Raw genomic sequence first — 17,025 nt, 5'->3', positions numbered from 1 at the left:
TAACCGTCACTCCAGCAACAGGCCCTTAAGCTGTCCCGTGACTGCACATCATCTCCGGCAGGAAACCGCCTGCGGCGGTCAGCCGAAGAGGAGCTCAACGCTCATGTCCCGGCAGTACTTCATGACGGTGACCAGTTGGCGGGCGTCATCGACACGTCGTTGGAGAACGGGGTCGCTGTCCTCGGAGTGGAACTGATCGATGATCGCCTCCAGTCTGGGCAGCATGGCTGCGCATTGAGCTGCCGTGAGGGATCCGTCATCGTCTGGATGGTCGAGCAGCGGTGCCAGCGTGGTGGAGACACTGCTCCACGCGCGGTCTCCACCGAATCCGTGCATCTCAGCAAGGGTGAACCCCTCTGCGTCGGCCAGCCACTCCCTGAACATGTGGAAGCCGGTGTAGGACCAGGAGACGTCAGGGCTGGTCACGTCGCCGCTTCCGGGGAAGAGCATGAGCCCCACGGTGTCCCCCCTTGCTTGCCCGATGCCCAGGATCAGTCGTAGGGCGACGTTTCGGCAACTGAGATGTCCTGCCGCATGGCTGGTGTGATCACGGCGTCGGAGCCCTCCTGGATAGCTCCGTTCACTGGGCTGAGCACGCGGCAGTTCGACAAGCTGATCACCGCGTAGTGGTGCCAGTGGCAGGGCATCCACCCGGTCCGCAAGGGGCGGCTCTGGATGGTGCCGCTGGAGGACCGGGTGCTTCTGGCCGCGGGCCACTGGCGGACCAACCTCACCCTGCGCCAACTCGGGCCGCTGTTCGGGGTGTCCAAGTCTGCAGCCGACCGCATCATCGACCATCTCGGACCCGCGTTCGCCGCCCAGCAGCGCAAGCGGTTCCGTAAGGGCGCGGCTCTGATGGTGGATGGCACGCTGGTGGGAAGCAATGCTGGTCAAGCGGCATGCCATAGATCATTTACGGTACAACGTTCATGCCAAGCCCTCTCTTTCGGATCTTGTCGGAGCATCGCATGGAGCTCCCAGCGCCCGATGCGCTGGAGCCTTCCGACGTCGTGCGCCCGGCCGAGTCCTGACAACGAAGCGCTGGGGCATGTACGACGGGCGGCAGGGGACGTAATCCGGTGGCCACCATCTTCGTGGCGTCCCTAGGGTCGCTGGAATGGCACACAACACTGTGGACCCCGCGACGATCACACCGGATATGGCTGCTCAGATCCGCACGTGGCGATGCGATGAGGAATACACCTGGCGCGCTGTGGCCCAGGCCGCGTCCCACCTGTGGGGCTCGGAATGGGGTAGCAACCAGCTCTACGGTGAAGACCTCTGTGTGGCCGCAGCGAAGGTGCTGGGCGAGAATCCGTACGAGGAACCGTGGAACTGACGCTCGTCGGGTGGTGTCCCTAGGGTCAGCGAGCGGACCCGATGAAGATGCCGGCGAGGTGAAGTACGGCTCGGAAGACGGTGGGGGTCTCCTCGTAGCGGGTGGCCGGCCCACGCCAGTTGTTCAAGCGGTTGATGCAGCGTTCGACGGTGTTGCGTCGCTTCTACGCCTCCCGGCCGAAGGTCGGCGCACGTCCAGCCAGACGGCCCTTGCGTCTGCGCTTTGCGACTTGGTCGGCGGGCTGTGGAATCTTCGTCCGGATTCCTTCGTGGTCAGCCCACCACGTGAGCGTCCGACCTCGTGGGGAGTGGGCTCGCCGGCTGGGGCCCATTTTGCGGGTCCCAGCCGCGTGTCGGTGAGCGCGCACGACGCTGGAGTCGACCGGCGACGACCAGTTCATGTCGCCTCCCTCGACGTCGGCCTGCGCGACCAGAGCAGTCAAGACCCGCGTCGGTCGACGCGCACGGCCGGACCAACGGTCCGCTGATCGGAAAGAAGCTGAGCTGGGCGGCAAGGGACGCAAGGACCGTCGCGTCCATGCCGGGCCGGGCGTGGGCTAACTCGTCCAGCTGTGGGCCACGTCGACGACGACCCGGTCGTCCAACTGGGTCACGCGGAAGGGCAGGCGGGCGCGTACGCCGAGACCGACCTGTGTCTGCCCCTCGAACGTGCCGCCGAACCGGGTGTCCCGGAAGGTGCTGTACCCGCTGATGTTCACACCGGGCAGGGCCTTGCCCACCTTCCCCGGGTAGGTCGGCACGCCGGCCTCCAGGTCGTAGCTCCACGCGCCGACGCGGATGTCGAGGATCGCCCCGCCGGCAACCGGTATGTACTGGCCCGAAGGGTTCGCGTAGAACCGGTCCACGTACTGGACGTGGTAGCCGATCCGGTCGCCGCCGCCGGGCACGTCGAACACGATGCGGTCGTAGCACTCGTGCTGTCCGGTCCTGATGTCCGTCAAGTGGTCGGCCCCCATGGCGGTACCACCCTTGGCGCCGCTGCCCCAGCCCGTAGGGCAGGCCGCCGCCGCGCGCGGTCCCTCCGCCGGGGCCGCGGCCGCGGTGCTCGCCGCCGTCCACAGCGTGGCGCCCGCGAGCACGAGCACCGCCACTGCCGCTCTGATACGTCGCATCCTGTCCCCCTTGGTCGAGCTCGGTCGCTTGACTCTGATGCCGGGTGAGACGGCCGGGCGCAGCGGAAGGTTGTACGCCAGACAGGGGCAAATAGGGAATCTTGCCGTCCGCGGGATTCCCCCGAGGAAGCTCGTCCGATGCGAGCCAGGAACGCGGCACGAGTACCTGGCCGACGACACGCGCGGCCGGGCGGGCCTCGTGGAGCGGCAGCGCATCGACCACCTGTTCGCCGCCGCGGCCCCGGGCACCGTCTACGCCCCGGCCGCCGCCGACGTCGTCCAAGTCGAGCCCGCCGCCGAAGCCGGGCCCGCCGCCTGGGAAGCCGAGCCTTGCGGAGCCGCCTGGATCGCGGCCCGCGACGCTGATGGGCACAGGTGCTGCGCGAGCTGGGGACGCTGGAGCAGACCGGGCCCGAGAAGGTGACGAAACCGTGCGACGAACTCACCCGCCGCGCGGGCGGCCACGGCCCGGCCCATATCGACGCCTGGCTCGCCCACGCCCTGACCGCGCGCCTCAGGCACTATCGACCCGGCCGCCACTACCTTCTGCCGCCGCCGGTCCTCGACGAGCACGCCGCGTCACTCATCGAACTCGCCCGCCGACGTCGGCGTCACCCAGCTCGGGCTCGCGCCCGGCCTCGCCACCACCGAGCCCGAAACCGCCGGTGATCACGCCGTGTCCATCGCGGGTGCCTGGTCCGGTGTGGGCCGACCTCACGCCCCGCTGTGCCCCGGGCCCCCACCGGTGTCAGCCGAAGAGAAGGCCGACGCCGTTGTCGAAGCAGAGCTGAAGTACGACCACCCGCCCCGGGCGTCGTCTCGGTGCCGTTGGAGAAGGGGGTCGGTGACTTGGCCTTGAGGCTGATCGGCGAGCTGCTGCAGGCGGGGCAGGAGCGTGGCGCACTGGATCGGCGTGAGGTCGGGGCGGCCATTGTGGGACGTGGGCATCTGACGACGGCCAGTGGGCCCTGCTTGAGCCGTTGCTGCCGCATGGCATCAAGCCGGGCCGTCCGCACCTGTGGACTCGGCGGCAACTGACGGACGGCCTACGGACCGTGTCCACGACCTGTTCCGGCGCTGGCAGCGGGACGGGACCTGGGTCCGGATCCTCACCCGGCTGCAGGCCGAGGCGAACGCGAAAAGCTTGATCACCTGGGGTGTGAACGTCGACTCCACGGTCTGCCGGGCCCCTCAGCACGCCGCCGGGGCGGCGAAAGGGGGATCTCCGGAAGGAGCTGTCCGGCGGCATCGCCCTTGAGCCGGCTGACGACGGACTCGGACGCTCGCGTGGCGGGCTGACCGCCAAAATCCACCTCGCGGTCGAGCAAGGCCAGAATCCTCTGTCGGTGGTGATCAGGGTGGGGCAGAGGGGTGAATCCCCGCAGTTCGAGCCGGTCCTGGGGGCGATCCGGGTTCCCCGGCTCGGGCCCGGCAGGCCGCGTAAGCGCCCGAACCGGGGCGGGCCGACATGGCGTACGACTCCCGCAATAGCCGAGCCTACCTGCGCAGACACGGGATCGAAGCAACGATCTCCGTTCCGGCGGACCGGGTCCGCAACCGGCTGGCACGCGGCTCGCACGGCGGCCGCCCGCCGAAGTTCGACAAAGACGACTACGAGCAGCGGCACGCAGTCGAGTGCGGGATCAACCGCCTCAAGCGCCACCGCGCCGTCGCCACCCGGTACCACAAACTCGCCGTCCGCTACGAAGCGACCGTGCTGGTCGCAGCCATCAACGAATGGCTTCGAACGGCACGGGGAGAGTCATGGGCGGGAGATCAGGCCACAGGCACCCGGTCTTCTGCGTAGGCAGAGCGCCTGCCCAGGTTGCGCCAGGCGATGGCGCCGAGAATCGGGAACAGGACCATGATGATCAGCCAGCCGACCTTGGGCAGGATGCGAATGCGCGGCGCAGGGGTCCTGATGCAGTCGACCAGGGCATAGACGTACAACGCCGCGACCATGAGGTAAATCGCGTAGACCAGTGCTGATGTCATCGGGTCACCTTGTGTGCCAGGAGCTCCCGCCCCGCTTGCGTGCGGCACGGCCTGGCCTCACTGCCCGACCATGCTAGCGGCCCTCGCTCAGTTGGGTGATACGGCCATTTGCCCCTATGGCCAGGAAGCGGGGCACATTGCAATGACCACAACGGCCGGACTACCCGCAGCCGACATCCGCTTTCGCAAAAGGCCCTAGAGGCTGACCGGGTCGAGCAGTTGCGGGCCGTTGTTGCGGACGTCGTTGACGGCCGTGGAGACCGGGCGCGCATCGAGGTGTCCGCCGGCGGGCTGGCCGAGGAGAGCCCGCAGTTCGTCGGGGTCTTGGTGTGCGGGGTCGAGCCAGGACTCGTAGTGGTCCTCGGTGAGCGCGAGGGGCATGCGCGGGTGCACGCGGCCGGCTGCGTCGGTGGCGTCGGTGGTGATGATGGTGCAGGTCATCAGCCAGGCGGCTGGGTCGTCGTCCTGGGTGACGGCCGGGTCGCGCCAGTACTCGTACAGGCCGGCGAGCGCCATCACCTGGTCGTCCTCGGGGTGGATGAAGTACGGCTGCTTGCGCACCTTGCCGGTGGCCGGGTCCTTGATGGGCTGCCACTCGTAGAACCCGTCCGCCGGGAGCAGGCAGCGGCGTGTGAGGAACGCGCGGCGGTAGGCCGGTTTCTCGTGCACGGTCTCCACCCGGGCGTTGATCATCCGCGCGCCGGTCTTCGGGTCCTTCGCCCAGGACGGCACCAGGCCCCAGCGCAGCGCCCGCAGCTCCCGCACGGGTGCGGCCCCGTCGCCGTCTTTGCGCGGGGTGCGCTCCAGGACGGCCCAGACGTCGTCGGTCGGGGCGACGTTCCAGTTCGGTGCGAGCGCCTCCGTGGTGGGCCACTCGGTGACGTGGAACACCTGCGCCAGGTCCTGCGGGCTTCGGGTGGAGACGTATCGACCGCACATGCGACCACCTTCTCATCGCCCGGCCGCCCGACGACGCACCGGTGCGGTGACCCGAGGGGAGGTGTCCTACGCCGGGCTGTCGCTGGAGAGGCGGTGCCGCACTTCTGCCTCGGACACCTCCCGCACTTCTGCCCCGGCCACCTCCCGCTGCCCCGGACACCTCGGGTACCCCCTCGGCACCGGCAGTCGGCATACACCTCCGCAGACTCACCTGAACCCCGCGTAACGGGTGCTCGGCGGGCCTCCCCACCCACCCGGCGCCCGGACCGCGGCCCATTCACCCGAGCGTGACGCGGTCGCGTGCGCCCTACTGGAACGCGACGCGGCCCCCGTCCGCCCTACCGGAGCGCCACGCGGCCGCGTCCGGCCTCCGCCACCCCCGTGGGCGAAGAACCGGACGCGATCACGCGTGGCGCCGGGTCAGCAGTGCGGGACCTCGGCGGAGGGCCTGAAGACGTCCCAGCTGGACCAGCCGGTGACACCGGTGGCGTTGTTGCGGTGGTAGTACCAGCTGATCGTCAGGCGGGGGTCGACGGCGGGGCCGTCCTGCCAGCAGTACACGGTCGCCCCCTGCCCCGCGTATCCGAGACCCTTGATCGTGGACGAGCCGTTGGCCTGGGCCCGGATCCGCACCCCGGTTCCCAGGTAGTCGCCCGGAGCGGCGGCGGTCGCCAGCGGGGCGGTGCCGGGTGCGGCAGGGGCCCCCTCGGCGGCGCCGGCGGCCGACGCGGGCAGCAGCAGGGCGGCCGTGGCGCCGAAGACGGCGAGGGTGGCGCCGTACAGACGGGCATGGCGACGGATGTGTGTGTTCATGACTGCTCCTGAGACCGGGTCAGCAGTTGCCGACGGCGAGGTACGGGGCGACGACGTCGTACCGGCCCCAGCCGGTCACGTGCGTGGTGTTGTCCGTGTGGTAGTACCACTCCTGGCCCGCCACGACGCGGCCGCAGTGGACGGTGACGTCGTGGCTCCCGTAGCCGTAACCGACCGTCGTGGAACCGGTGTTGGGCTGGGTGTGAATGCGAGCGCCGTCCACCAGGTAGCGGCCCGGCGAGGACTGGGCGCCGAACGCCTTCGCCGGTGCGGCTGTCGAGTGCGCGGTTGGCGCGGTGTGGGCCGTAGCGGTCCCCGCTCCGGCCGTCAGGAGGGCTGCGACGGCGGTGACGCCGAGCAGCCCGCGAAGCAGTACGTCGTGATGAGGCACGATGTGGTCCTTCCCCCTGCGGTATGTGCTGGTCGCCCCCCAGTGTTCGGTGCGCACCCTGCAAGGAGCTTGATAGTTTCTTGCAGGGGCGCGCAGACCGGTGTCGGGCGGACGGCCGCGACGGCCGGCCTGGGCCGGCGAGACCGCGCGGGACGAAGGACCGGCATGAGCATCGGATTCACCCTTCTCGGCGATGTGACCATCCGGTCCCACGGGGCCTCCGTCGCCCCCGGATCACCGCGCCAGCGCTGCGTCCTGGCGCTGCTCCTCGTCGACGTCAACCGACCCGTGTCCGCCGAGACACTCCTCACGCGGGTGTGGGGGGACAATGTCCCGCCGCGTGCGATGGCCTCGCTCTACAGCTACGTGTCGCGGCTGCGCGCCCTGCGCTCGGACCCGGGCGACGCGGAGCGGTGGGACATCGTGCGGACGCCCGCGGGGTATGTGCTGCGGACCGACGACTCGGCCGTCGATCTGTTCCGTTTCCGCTCCCTGGTCGAGCAGGCACGGGGCGCGAACGACCCCCGGGAGGCCGAGGCCTCGTACAGCCGGGCGCTGGCGCTCTGGCAGGGCGAGCCGTTCGCCGGGCTGCACTCTCCCTGGCTCGACGCGTACCGTCTCACGCTCGCGGAGGAACACCACCGGGCCCGGCTGGATCACTACGAGCTGCTGCTCGACGGAGGTCGGCACGCCGACCTCGTCCAGCCGCTCGCCGCGCTCGCCACCGAGCAGCCACTCGACGAACAGGTGGCCCACCTGCACATGCTGGCCCTGTACCGGACGGGACAGCCCGCCGCCGCCCTCACCGCCTACGAGCAGTTGCGGCAACGGCTCGTGGAGCGGCTGGGCGTCGACCCCGGACCCCGGCTGAAGGAGCTCCATCAGCGGATCCTCGTCTTCGACGACGCCCTCGCCGCACCCGCGGCCCATGCGCCCGAACGCCGCACACCCCGCCAACTCCCCGCATCCCCTTCGGGATTCGTCGGCCGGGACGACGCACTGCGGCTCCTCGACGCACGGGAAGGCCGCGCCGACGACGCGGCGCCGGACATCAGCGTGATCGCGGGAATGGCCGGAGTCGGCAAGTCGTGGCTCGCCCTGCGCTGGGCGCACCAGCACGCCGACGAGTTTCCCGACGGCCAGCTCTACGCCCAGCTGAACGGCTTCAGCCCCAGTGTCCGCCCCACCGACCCCGGTGACGTCCTGCACCTCTTCCTGATGGCCCTCGGGGCGGCCGAGAGCGAACTGCCCGCCGACACGGAGGGCCGCGCGGCGCTCTATCGCACGCTGATGGCACGGCGAAAGATCCTGGTCGTTCTCGACAACGCCCGCGACAGCGCGCAGGTCGTGCCGCTTCTGCCCGGGACACCTGGCTGCAGGACGCTCGTGACCAGCAGGAACCGGCTGAGCAGCCTCAAGGTGCGGGCCGGGGCGGACATCGTCGACCTCGGCGTACTGTCGGCCGCCGAATCGTCGCGGCTCTTCGCCCGCCGGGTCGGAGACGACCGCGCCGCGTCCGAGCCGGCCCTGCGCGACATCGTCCACTGGTGCGCCGGGCTGCCGCTGGCCCTCGACATCGCGGCCGCGCACGCGGACGGACTACCGGGCGCCTCCCTCGACCAGCTCGCCCAGGACCTGCGCAATCCGAGCGCCCGCCTCGACGTACTGGACGCCGGTGACGTATCCGTCAGTCTCCGCGTCCTGTTCGCCGCGTCGCACGCGGCGCTGGACGCCGAACCGGCCCGGGTGTTAGGCCTGTCAGGGCTCCTGCCGCACCAGGACGTGTCCTTGGCCGCGCTGGCCCACTTCATCGAACGTGACCCGACGCGAACCCTGCGGACCATGCGCGTCCTGGAAGAAGCCTGCCTGGTCCGTCAGCACCGACCGGGCCGCTACCAGATGCACGACCTGATCCGGCTGTACGCCGAGGAGCAGGCGGCCGGTCTGACCGCCGTGCAACGCGACCGGCACACGCGCCGTCTCGTCGGTTTCTACGTGTGCGCGGCCCAAGCGGCGCACCGAGTCCTGGAGCCGCACCGCACGGCACAGGACCCACCCGCACTCGACGATCCGGGGCCCGCTCCCCTCGCCTTCGATGACGCGCAGGCCGCGCTGGCCTGGTTCGACGCCGAGTACGCCTGCCTCCAGGAGGTCATCGCACTCACCGAACAGCGCGGCATGCGACTGGAGTTGTGCCGCCTGACCTGGGCGCTGCACACATTCCGCTGGCGCCGCGGGCTGTTCGAGGAAAGCATCCGGGCCTGGTACACGGCCCTGGACGCGGCCACCGGCCTGGACGATCCCTCTCTCACGGCCCACACCCGTCAGCGGCTCGGCGTCGCCCTGGCACAGGCGGGGCGCTACGACGAAGCCCTGCCCCACCTCGACGAGGCCCTGGAGCGGTTCCGTGCCGACGGCGACACCGCGGGCCTCACCCGCACCCACCACTCGCTCGCCGAGGTCCACGTCCGCATCAACGCCTACGAGCGTGCCCTTCCGCACTTCGCGCAGGCGCTGGAGGGATACCGCGCGCTCGGGGATCAGGTGGGCGAGTCCAACATCCTGAACGGCACCGGTTGGGCGCTGGCCCGGCTCGGCCGGTACGCGAGCGGCGAGGCACACTGCCTCCAGGCGCTGCCGTTGCTCCAGCTCCACGAGGACGGCGAGGGGCAGGCCGCGACGTGGGACACACTGGCGTACATCGCGCGGCGCACCGGCCGGACGAGCCGTGCCCTGGACGCGTACCAACAGGCCCTCACCCACTTCCAGGCCATCGGCAACGCCAATCGTGAGGCCGACACATGGGCGTCCCTCGGGGACATGCACGCCGATGCGGGGGACCACGACGCCGCACATCAGGCCTGGACGACGGCGCTGGGCCTGTACCGGGGCCAGGGCCGGACGGCGGAAGCACGCGAGATGACCGAGCGGTTGGCGACAGGGACCGAGCCCTGACGCCCATCTCCCGGACCGGTACTCCTGAACCGACCGCGTCCCCGCGAAAGGGTCCGGCCACCACCTGGCCGGGCTACGGAACCCAGCCGAACGTGGGTGCCCGGTGGGAGCCTGTTTCTGATCCCGGCTGTGAGGTGGGTCCGGTGATGGCCTGATCACGCGCTGCTGACCAGCCGTGCCAGGGTGATCCGTCGCGGTATCGCATCAATCAGGGGCGCGACCGATGGGCCGCTTGATGGGCCGGCCCATGCGGGGCCACGTCGTACGCATGTTCCTGGCGTGCTGGGCGAAGAGGGCCATCCCCGCGGAGACGGGGAGCAGCGGGTGCCGGTACCTGCCTGGGTGGCCGAACTGGGACCATCTCCGCGCACGTGCGGGGAGGGTCCCAGTTGCGTCTGGAAGGCCGAAGCGGCCGCGCCGGGAACAGCCGGTCCGGCCGGCACGGTTGCATCAGCTGAGACACTGGCGCCGCACCGGTATCCGGGCCCCAAGTCCGCGGTGAACCCGCCGCGCACTCGGACCGAGACGTATTACTGCAGGAGGCTTTCATGACTGACCGGCCCTTGACGCTCATGGCAGTGCACGCCCACCCCGACGACGAGGCCACCGGAACCGGAGGGGTCCTCGCGCGGTACGCGGCGGAGGGCATCCGCACGGTTCTCGTGACGTGTACCGACGGCCGTTGCGGTGACGGACCCGGAGGCGTCAAGCCGGGCGAGCCCGGGCACGATCCGGCGGCGGTCGCCCTGATGCGCCGTCAAGAACTCGCAGCGAGCTGTGCCGTGCTGAAGGTCAGCGATCTGGAGACGCTGGACTATGCCGACTCCGGGATGATGGGCTGGCCGAGCAACGACGCCCCCGGATCCTTCTGGCAGACCCCCGTGCAGGAAGGCGCGGCACGGCTCGCGGAACTCATGCGGCACTACCGACCTGATGTGGTAGTCACCTATGACGAGAACGGCTTCTACGGCCACCCCGACCACATCCAGGCCCACCGCATCACGATGGCGGCGCTGGAGATGACCGCGCTGGCACCGAAGGTGTACTGGACCACGATGCCCCGTTCGATGATGCAGCGGTTCGGCGAGGTCATGCGCGAGTTCCATGAGGACATGCCGGAGCCGGATCCTGCCGAGGCCGCCGCCATGGCCGAGATCGGCCTCCCCGACGATGAGATCACGACGTGGGTGGACACGACCGGGTTCAGCGGTCAGAAGTTTGACGCGTTGGCCGCGCACGCCAGTCAGGGCGAGAACATCTTCTTCCTCAAGATGGGAAAGGAGAGGTTCGGTGAATTGATGGGCATGGAGACCTTCGTACGCGTCCGGGACACCACCGGCGCGGCCATACCGGAGAACGATCTCTTCGCCGGACTGCGCTGATCCACCCGTGCGACCGAACGGGTAGCGCATCGCCCGCACGGCCCGCGATCGAGCGGCACCTCCGCCTCGTGACCGGGCTGGTGGGTCTGCGGGACGAACACCTCCAGCGGAGCCTCGCCGGACTCCGCCAGGATGTGCGGCTTCCAGGCCGCGACGTAGTAGGGGACCATCCCAACCCCGTGCTTGCGCTCCAGCTCCCGCATCGACACGACGCCTCGACCTTCGACCACCGCGGCATGCCAGCACCTTCCACCAGGAGCGCCCCGATGCTGCTGTGGCAAGAGACCCGGTGCCCCCAAACTCGTCAACACCACGCGTCCGTGGAAGGGGGGCGCCTCCCGAACTCATCGACAGGCGACGTGCTTGCTGGGGTTCTGGCTTGCTTTCCGTAAACCGGTCACGGTGGATCATGCGACGTAGCTCGAAGGCTGTGGTTCTGGTGCGCTTCTGCGGCGAGAAAGTCCCGCGCCGCGGAGGTGACCCAGGTGCGAATGAGCTGCTGGTCCGGAGGTTGATCGTTCGGCAGGTCGAGTGCTCTCACGAGATCAACGATGGGTTGCAGCGCGTCCGGGTAGTCGAGTTCGGCTGCAGCTTCCTTATGGATCAGCTTCTCTCCGTGCATCTTTCCGTACAGGGGAGTCCTACCACCGAAAGCCGCGTGGCGCTGACCCGGCCGTGTACTGCGTACGGGATGAGCCCGGTAGGCGGGAGCAGGTCCGGGAGTCAGGACTGTGCCGACGCCGTGGACGGCGCGGGGGTGAGCGACGTGGCGGTCTCCCAGACGAATCCGTCCGGGTCGGTGAACGAGCCGGCGGTGCTGCCGAGGACGATGCGGTGCGAGCCGGTGCCGTAGGCGGGGACGCCGAGGTCCTTGGCCAGGCCGCGGCGCTTGTACAGCGCCAGCTTCACGGGGCTGGACACCCCGGAGGCGAACTCGGCGTACTTGCCGCCGAAGCTGGCCTTCACGTCCTCGACGCCGAGCAGGAGGACGATCTCGTCGATCTCGCGGGTGGCCGGGCCGGTGTCCTTCTTCGCCGAAGTCGCGATCTTCCAGACCGTTCCGTCCGGCGCCTGGAGGACGCCGCCGTAGCCCCACAACGACTTCTCGGCGGGCTTCAGCGTCGTGGCGCCGGCGTTCACGCCGGCGCGGAGGAAGCTGTCGACGGTGGCCGGCCGCGACACCGTGAGCGCCAGGGTGAAGCCACGGAATCCGGCGGAGTGCGCCTCCGACGCCCGCAGGCGTATGTGCGTGTCCACTCCGAAGGCGGTGTAGAAGCGGTGGGCTGCCTCGGGGTCGGGCACCTCAAGGACGACGGATGCGATGGACGTGGTGGGTGCGGTGGTCGCGGTGGTTGCCATGACCATCACGCTAGGGGCTGCTCGGCGGCCGGGGCTTCTCGATTCCTGACCGGTCTCGTCACCTGCTTCGCCACACACGCCGGCATCCCCTCCAGCATGACGGCAGACCCCGCAGCACCGGCCGTACCAGAGGCATCGGCACGGTCGGCCGCCGCATCTGCGGCGAGGCGCCGGAAAACCCCGGGCGGCATGCCGACCAGCTCGGTGAAGCGGGTGGTGAAGGTTCCCAGCGACGCGCAGCCGACCATGAAGCAGACCTCGGTGACGCTGAGGTCGCCACGTCGCAGCAGCGCCGTCGCGCGCTCGATGCGACGCGTCATCAGATACGCGTACGGCGACTCGCCGTAGGCCGCCCGGAACTGCCGACTGAGGTGCCCGGCGGACATGTTCACACCGCGGGCGAGCGCCTCCACGTTCAGCGGCCGCGCGTACTCCCGGTCGATCCGGTCACGGACACGACGCAGCCGCGCCAGATCGGTCAGGCGCTGCGCCTCGACGCGTGCACGCCGCCACTCGGGCTGACACATGGGCGTACTCCCCTTTCCTTCCTCTTGCATCGACGCCTACGAGCGCCTGGGGTACCCGCAGGGACAAGGCACCCAGGCGCTCGTTGATGAGGACCGGCCCGCCGGAGCCGACCAGCCGGGTCGTCCAGACGCTGACGCGGCCCTGGCACACCGCCGGCAGGGCGGAGCCTGCGCACTGCTGCGCAGCGTTCTGCGCTGGTGGCCGCGGTGCCGGGCGACACGGCCGCATCGACACCGGCACGGCTCAGCGCAGCTCCTGGATGCGGACCAGGTTGCCCGCGGGGTCACGGAACGCGCAGTCACGGATGCCGTACGGCTGCTCGGTCGGTTCCTGGACGACCTCGGTGTCACCGGCCTGCACCTTCTCGAACGTGGCGTCGAGATCGCGGGTGGCCAGCAGGATCCAGCCGTAGGTGCCCTTGGCCATCATCTCGTGAATGGTGCGGCGCTCGTCCTCGGTGACGCCCGGGTCGGCGGCCGGTGGTGCCAGGAGGAGGGAGGTGTCCGGCTGTCCGGCCGGGCCGACCGTGATCCAGCGCATCCTGCCCTGTCCGACGTCGCTGCGGACCTCGAAGCCGAGGACGTCGCGGTAGAAGGCGAGCGACGCGTCGGGGTCGTCGTGCGGCAGGAAGCTCGTGTGAATGGTGATGTCCATGACGAGCAGGCTAGACGTGACTCCCTGACCCGCGCTTCTCGATTCGTGATCGCTCCGGCCGCGCTCGGACGTTCACGTGCCCTGCCGCGGGAAGCGTTCCGTGTCACACTCCAGGCCGGGCGCCGGCGACGCCGCCTTCCGGTTCATCGCGTCCACCACGCGCGGTGCTGAGACGACGATCGCCCGGGGCGGCACGTTCAGCAGCGCTCCGAGGGGTGGGCGGCTGCCGGCCGAGGCGTCGCTGCCCGGACTGCCGCGTCAGCAGGCCGGGCAACGGGGTGCTCAACAGGTCAGCGGTCGTGGGCGAAGTGCGCATAGAGCGGGGCGTGCCGTCCCGTCGCAGGAGGGGCCCCCGACTCGCCCCGGTGTCACCCACGATGACCTGCGGCTTCTTCAGTAGCGGTCGTAACCGTCGCTGATGCGCGTCTTTCCGCTGGGACAGCCGGCATACACGCCCGTCCGGTCTCCGTACCACTTGGTGTAGCTGTTGTGGTACTCGCCGCTCGTGCAGACCACGTAGGTGCCGTACCGTTCAGGCCCCGTGCCGTCGCACCAGCCGGTGAGGGATGTGGTGGTCCTGCTGATGGTGTAGCAGTGGCCGTTCGCGACCGACAATCAACTCCGCTTCGGATACCGCGAGTTCATCCCTCTCACACCGGAAGCCCTCTTGTCTCGATGTCATGTCACCGTCATTCTGTACCTGCGCGTGTCCGTCTACCCGCATAGATGCGCGCAAGGGTTCCACCTGTCAGTGCGACATCGACCACTCGTCCCCGGAGGATCGATCCACGTGAGACCCCGTCACCCCCGTCGACGTTGCCTCGGCGCCGTCGCGGCATCCCTGGTCGTCCTGTGCGCCGGCCAGACCCTGAGCGCCCTGCCGGCCACGGCGTCCGTCAAGGCCCCCGCCTCCAGGTCCGCCGTCACGGCCGCGGAGGACCACGCCGCGCGGGCGATAGCCGGCTCGCTCACCGACTCCGCCTGGCGTGCTCGCGTCCGGACGGCCGCGCTCACCTCCGACGAGGTGAAGGTAACCGCCCTGGCCCGACAGGCCGGCGGCACCCTGCAGTCCACCCTGACCGCGGCCGACCGCCGGATCGCCACCGCCAAGGGCCTGGGTACCGAGGTCGGTCCGCTGCTGCGGCTGCGACTCGGGGACGCGTCCATGCGGACCGCGCTCGCCGCCGGGGCCACGCCCTGGGTGGCCGCGGCCACCCAGGACGAGAACGCCACCACCGTCACCGCCTACGACAGCCGCGGCCGGGCCCACACGCTCGACGCCCGTAGGGCGCCCGCCCACCCGGTGTACGTCGTCGACATCGACAGCTCCACGGCACTGGCCGCCGGTCTGAACGTGCTGACCGAGGAACTCTCGCGGTACGGCGTCCACTCCGCCGCGCCCGCCGCAGAGCAGACCCCTGCCGAACACCCGCGGAGGCTCGCCGCCACCGGCGGCTTCTGGACCACGCGCATCACCGCGGTCGAGCTCTCCGACGACGAGGAACCCTGGATCAAGGGGGACGCCGAGATCTACACCCTGGTCACCGGCTTCGGCCAGGACGGCAAGGTGCGCGTCGATCCCGTCGACATGCCGTACCTCGACAACGACGGCACGGTCTACCGGCCCAACCAGATCCTGGTCAACTGGTCCTCCTACAAGTACGACCTGGCCGACGCCGTGATGATGGAGGAGGACGGCAGCACCAACTACCACGACCTCGCCCAGGCCATCGCCACCGCACTGCTCACCATCACCGACCAGGGCACCTACATCCCGCTGGTGAACGCGGTCCTGGACGCCATCCCGGACGACTGGTGGACCGACGACCCGGACTACGTCGACTCCTGGTACACCCTGGCCCGGAGCGACAACGGCACCCGCTACGGCGCCCGCGGCAACGGCTGGATGACGGTGCAGCCGTACTACGTGTCGGAGTTCTAGCCCCAGCGCCGGGCCCCGGCGCACGGAAGCCCGGCGGCTGAGGGACGCGCGCTTCCCCGGCACCGGTCCGAGCCGCGGCACCGGTCCGAGCAGCTGCTGCCGGTGGCCGGTGCCGGGCACACGGCGTGGTCCCCGACATGCGGCTCGGGCCGCCCCCTGGTGGGGACGGCCCGTCGGACACCCGGTGCCGGGGACGCTGGCCCGGGGCCGTCCTGCGGACGGCCTCGCGGTGGCGCTTCAGCAGGTCGCCGTCGCCGGGTGCGCTGTGCGGCCGGTGTGGTGACGGTGCGCCCGGTGGAAGGGGACCAGGGCCAGGGAGCGGACGGCGACGGCTCCGATGACACCGGTGGCGACGGCGACCACGACCCAGCCCACCGGGGCGCTCCACGGCGTCCCGGTGAGGGACAGCAGCCGGATCCCGTAGGTCGCGCTCGCCGCGGTGGTGAAGGTCAGGGCCCAGAAACCGAGGGTGAAGGGAAGCCGCAGGTAGTCCTTCACGAGGACGAGGTGAGGCAGCAGCAGGGCGGCCATCGTGCCGAGCAGGATCTCGTGGACCGTTCCGGGCCTGCCTCCGGTGATCACCCACCAGGCGTTGCCCGCGACGGCCGGCGGCGCCGAGAAGATCGCCAGGGTCGGCAGCAGCGGCCGCGGGAGTTCGGGACCGGTCGCGAAGCGGACCAGCAGCAGGCTCCCGATCAGCAGCCAGAACAGGATGCCTGCGGCGAACAACACCTTCGCCGCACCGGGGTGGCCGATCGTCGCGACGGATTGGGCCGAGATCAGGGACGCCGCGACGGTGGGCAGCAGATGACCACCGTGCAGCGTCGCCGGGTCGCGCGGCACCGTCAGCAGCCGGGCGACGAACCACGCGCCGAAGCCGGCGCTGAGGGCCAGCATGGCCCACACCAACCCCTCGCCCACCAGGGGGAACGACACGAAGAGCCGGGCCGACATCGGCGAGGCGGCGACGGGCACGAGGGCCGCGAACGGGCCGAGAACGGGATGGCGCAGATCGTCGGCGACCTCGTGCGGTCTGAGCCCGGCCGCGGCGTACCGGAGCACGGTCACCAGCCATGCGGTCGCGGCCACCAGCCAGAGGACGGTCCCGATCACCCGCGGCGCCCCCAGTTCGGCGGCGGCCGTCCAGGTGCCCGCCAGCCCGGACAGGCCGAAGGAGATGCCGAAGGCGTTGAGCGGAAGCCTGGCCCGGGCGGGTCGCGCGGTGCCGGCGGACCGGGCCGGTCGGGAGGTGGATGCGGACATCGGGTCTCCAGTGATGCGTCGAGCGGGCAGCGCCGCCAGGGCACGGCCATCGAGGGACGGTTGACGTCCTGCTTCTGAGGACGGTCCGATCTTGCGCTCCTGCCCATTCATGAGTCCAAGGAACGATTTTCATCGTTTCCATAAATGCGGCACATGAGGTGCCCGTGCGAGCCGTCACCATGCATGCAATCTATGGATTCGAGCACATCGAATCATTGGAATCATCGCGCCTGGCGTACCAGAGTGATGCGCGGCCCCATCGACGTCAGTCATTCGACGGAAGCACGTGGACAGGGGCCGTTGTGAACTGATGTGCGGAATGCAACCCGAGGT

Annotated in this window: 16 protein-coding genes and 2 pseudogenes; 6 read left to right on the top strand and 12 right to left on the bottom strand. The window is 70.1% G+C overall.

The window, feature by feature from the left end:
• Window positions 1-78 precede the first annotated feature (78 nt).
• Window positions 79-450, bottom strand: a complete 372-nt coding sequence (locus tag C3492_RS14125; protein WP_308461149.1) for a hypothetical protein — start codon at window positions 448-450, stop codon at window positions 79-81.
• A gap of 84 nt (window positions 451-534) precedes the next feature.
• On the opposite strand from C3492_RS14125, the pseudogene C3492_RS14120 reads away from it, so the two are divergent.
• Both C3492_RS14120 and C3492_RS14115 read left to right on the top strand, forming a co-directional pair.
• A pseudogene (locus C3492_RS14120) lies at window positions 535-876 on the top strand (transposase family protein); the annotation flags it as partial.
• Window positions 877-1,117: 241 nt separating this feature from the next.
• A complete protein-coding gene (locus C3492_RS14115) occupies window positions 1,118-1,339 on the top strand; it encodes a hypothetical protein (protein ID WP_103812105.1) in 222 nt (73 codons plus the stop codon).
• A 556-nt stretch (window positions 1,340-1,895) separates the two neighbouring features.
• Here C3492_RS14115 and C3492_RS14110 read toward each other — a convergent pair.
• Window positions 1,896-2,471 (bottom strand): hypothetical protein, encoded by a 576-nt coding sequence (locus C3492_RS14110; protein ID WP_103812104.1) that lies wholly within the window; start codon window positions 2,469-2,471, stop codon window positions 1,896-1,898.
• Between the two features lie 933 nt (window positions 2,472-3,404).
• Between C3492_RS14110 and C3492_RS46895 the strand changes: the two are divergent.
• Window positions 3,405-4,278, top strand: a pseudogene (locus C3492_RS46895) (IS5 family transposase).
• Here C3492_RS46895 and C3492_RS14095 read toward each other — a convergent pair.
• From C3492_RS14095 to C3492_RS14080, 4 genes are all read right to left on the bottom strand, one after another.
• Window positions 4,248-4,466 (bottom strand): PLD nuclease N-terminal domain-containing protein, encoded by a 219-nt coding sequence (locus C3492_RS14095; protein WP_103812103.1) that lies wholly within the window; start codon window positions 4,464-4,466, stop codon window positions 4,248-4,250. The pseudogene C3492_RS46895 and the gene C3492_RS14095 overlap by 31 nt on opposite strands.
• 195 nt (window positions 4,467-4,661) lie before the next feature.
• Window positions 4,662-5,405 (bottom strand): SOS response-associated peptidase, encoded by a 744-nt coding sequence (locus C3492_RS14090; RefSeq protein ID WP_103812102.1) that lies wholly within the window; start codon window positions 5,403-5,405, stop codon window positions 4,662-4,664.
• Window positions 5,406-5,825: 420 nt separating this feature from the next.
• Complete coding sequence (locus tag C3492_RS14085; protein ID WP_103812101.1) at window positions 5,826-6,218, bottom strand: hypothetical protein; 393 nt, start codon at window positions 6,216-6,218, stop codon at window positions 5,826-5,828.
• Window positions 6,219-6,237: 19 nt separating this feature from the next.
• Entirely contained in the window at window positions 6,238-6,609 is a 372-nt protein-coding gene (locus tag C3492_RS14080) for a hypothetical protein (protein ID WP_103812100.1), read from the bottom strand.
• A gap of 165 nt (window positions 6,610-6,774) precedes the next feature.
• On the opposite strand from C3492_RS14080, the gene C3492_RS14075 reads away from it, so the two are divergent.
• The gene (locus C3492_RS14075) at window positions 6,775-9,564 is read left to right on the top strand and encodes a BTAD domain-containing putative transcriptional regulator (RefSeq protein ID WP_103812099.1); all 2,790 of its coding nucleotides are present in this window, start codon (window positions 6,775-6,777) and stop codon (window positions 9,562-9,564) included.
• Window positions 9,565-10,112: 548 nt separating this feature from the next.
• Entirely contained in the window at window positions 10,113-10,946 is an 834-nt protein-coding gene (locus C3492_RS14070) for a PIG-L family deacetylase (RefSeq protein WP_103812098.1), read from the top strand.
• A gap of 397 nt (window positions 10,947-11,343) precedes the next feature.
• Here the strand turns inward: C3492_RS14070 and C3492_RS44170 are convergent, their stop codons facing one another.
• The 5 genes from C3492_RS44170 to C3492_RS14050 form a co-directional block, all read right to left on the bottom strand.
• The gene (locus tag C3492_RS44170) at window positions 11,344-11,568 is read right to left on the bottom strand and encodes a hypothetical protein (RefSeq protein ID WP_146075685.1); all 225 of its coding nucleotides are present in this window, start codon (window positions 11,566-11,568) and stop codon (window positions 11,344-11,346) included.
• Between the two features lie 101 nt (window positions 11,569-11,669).
• Window positions 11,670-12,311, bottom strand: a complete 642-nt coding sequence (locus C3492_RS14065; protein ID WP_181140374.1) for a VOC family protein — start codon at window positions 12,309-12,311, stop codon at window positions 11,670-11,672.
• The gene (locus tag C3492_RS14060; protein ID WP_103812096.1) at window positions 12,311-12,832 is read right to left on the bottom strand and encodes a helix-turn-helix transcriptional regulator; all 522 of its coding nucleotides are present in this window, start codon (window positions 12,830-12,832) and stop codon (window positions 12,311-12,313) included. The genes C3492_RS14065 and C3492_RS14060 overlap by 1 nt, the downstream gene beginning before the upstream one ends.
• A gap of 244 nt (window positions 12,833-13,076) precedes the next feature.
• On the bottom strand, window positions 13,077-13,487 hold the full coding sequence (locus tag C3492_RS14055; RefSeq protein WP_103812095.1) for a VOC family protein: 411 nt from the start codon (window positions 13,485-13,487) through the stop codon (window positions 13,077-13,079).
• 393 nt (window positions 13,488-13,880) lie between these two features.
• Window positions 13,881-14,102, bottom strand: coding sequence for a hypothetical protein (locus C3492_RS14050; protein WP_103812094.1), 222 nt, complete (start codon window positions 14,100-14,102; stop codon window positions 13,881-13,883).
• A 175-nt stretch (window positions 14,103-14,277) separates the two neighbouring features.
• On the opposite strand from C3492_RS14050, the gene C3492_RS14045 reads away from it, so the two are divergent.
• Entirely contained in the window at window positions 14,278-15,429 is a 1,152-nt protein-coding gene (locus tag C3492_RS14045; RefSeq protein ID WP_103812093.1) for a DUF3103 family protein, read from the top strand.
• A 237-nt stretch (window positions 15,430-15,666) separates the two neighbouring features.
• On the opposite strand, the gene C3492_RS14040 is transcribed toward C3492_RS14045, so the two are convergent.
• Window positions 15,667-16,692 (bottom strand): C4-dicarboxylate transporter, encoded by a 1,026-nt coding sequence (locus tag C3492_RS14040; RefSeq protein ID WP_103812092.1) that lies wholly within the window; start codon window positions 16,690-16,692, stop codon window positions 15,667-15,669.
• Window positions 16,693-17,025 lie beyond the last annotated feature (333 nt).

Origin of the sequence: Streptomyces sp. Ru62, from assembly GCF_002920615.1 — a bacterium.
Classification (GTDB): Bacteria; Actinomycetota; Actinomycetes; order Streptomycetales; family Streptomycetaceae; genus Streptomyces.
The sequence above is the reverse complement of the archived record's forward strand: the minus strand, read 5'-3'. Positions and strand labels throughout refer to the sequence as shown.

Coding starts and splice junctions, on each gene's coding strand:
- C3492_RS14040 (WP_103812092.1), bottom strand. CDS start 16,692: ATGTCCGCATCCACCTCCCGACCGGCCCGGTCCGCCGGCACCGCGCGA.
- C3492_RS14115 (WP_103812105.1), top strand. CDS start 1,118: ATGGCACACAACACTGTGGACCCCGCGACGATCACACCGGATATGGCT.
- C3492_RS14055 (WP_103812095.1), bottom strand. CDS start 13,487: ATGGACATCACCATTCACACGAGCTTCCTGCCGCACGACGACCCCGAC.
- C3492_RS14095 (WP_103812103.1), bottom strand. CDS start 4,466: ATGACATCAGCACTGGTCTACGCGATTTACCTCATGGTCGCGGCGTTG.
- C3492_RS14075 (WP_103812099.1), top strand. CDS start 6,775: ATGAGCATCGGATTCACCCTTCTCGGCGATGTGACCATCCGGTCCCAC.
- C3492_RS14070 (WP_103812098.1), top strand. CDS start 10,113: ATGACTGACCGGCCCTTGACGCTCATGGCAGTGCACGCCCACCCCGAC.
- C3492_RS44170 (WP_146075685.1), bottom strand. CDS start 11,568: ATGCACGGAGAGAAGCTGATCCATAAGGAAGCTGCAGCCGAACTCGAC.
- C3492_RS14090 (WP_103812102.1), bottom strand. CDS start 5,405: ATGTGCGGTCGATACGTCTCCACCCGAAGCCCGCAGGACCTGGCGCAG.
- C3492_RS14125 (WP_308461149.1), bottom strand. CDS start 450: ATGCTCTTCCCCGGAAGCGGCGACGTGACCAGCCCTGACGTCTCCTGG.
- C3492_RS14065 (WP_181140374.1), bottom strand. CDS start 12,311: ATGGTCATGGCAACCACCGCGACCACCGCACCCACCACGTCCATCGCA.
- C3492_RS14110 (WP_103812104.1), bottom strand. CDS start 2,471: ATGCGACGTATCAGAGCGGCAGTGGCGGTGCTCGTGCTCGCGGGCGCC.
- C3492_RS14060 (WP_103812096.1), bottom strand. CDS start 12,832: ATGTGTCAGCCCGAGTGGCGGCGTGCACGCGTCGAGGCGCAGCGCCTG.
- C3492_RS14085 (WP_103812101.1), bottom strand. CDS start 6,218: ATGAACACACACATCCGTCGCCATGCCCGTCTGTACGGCGCCACCCTC.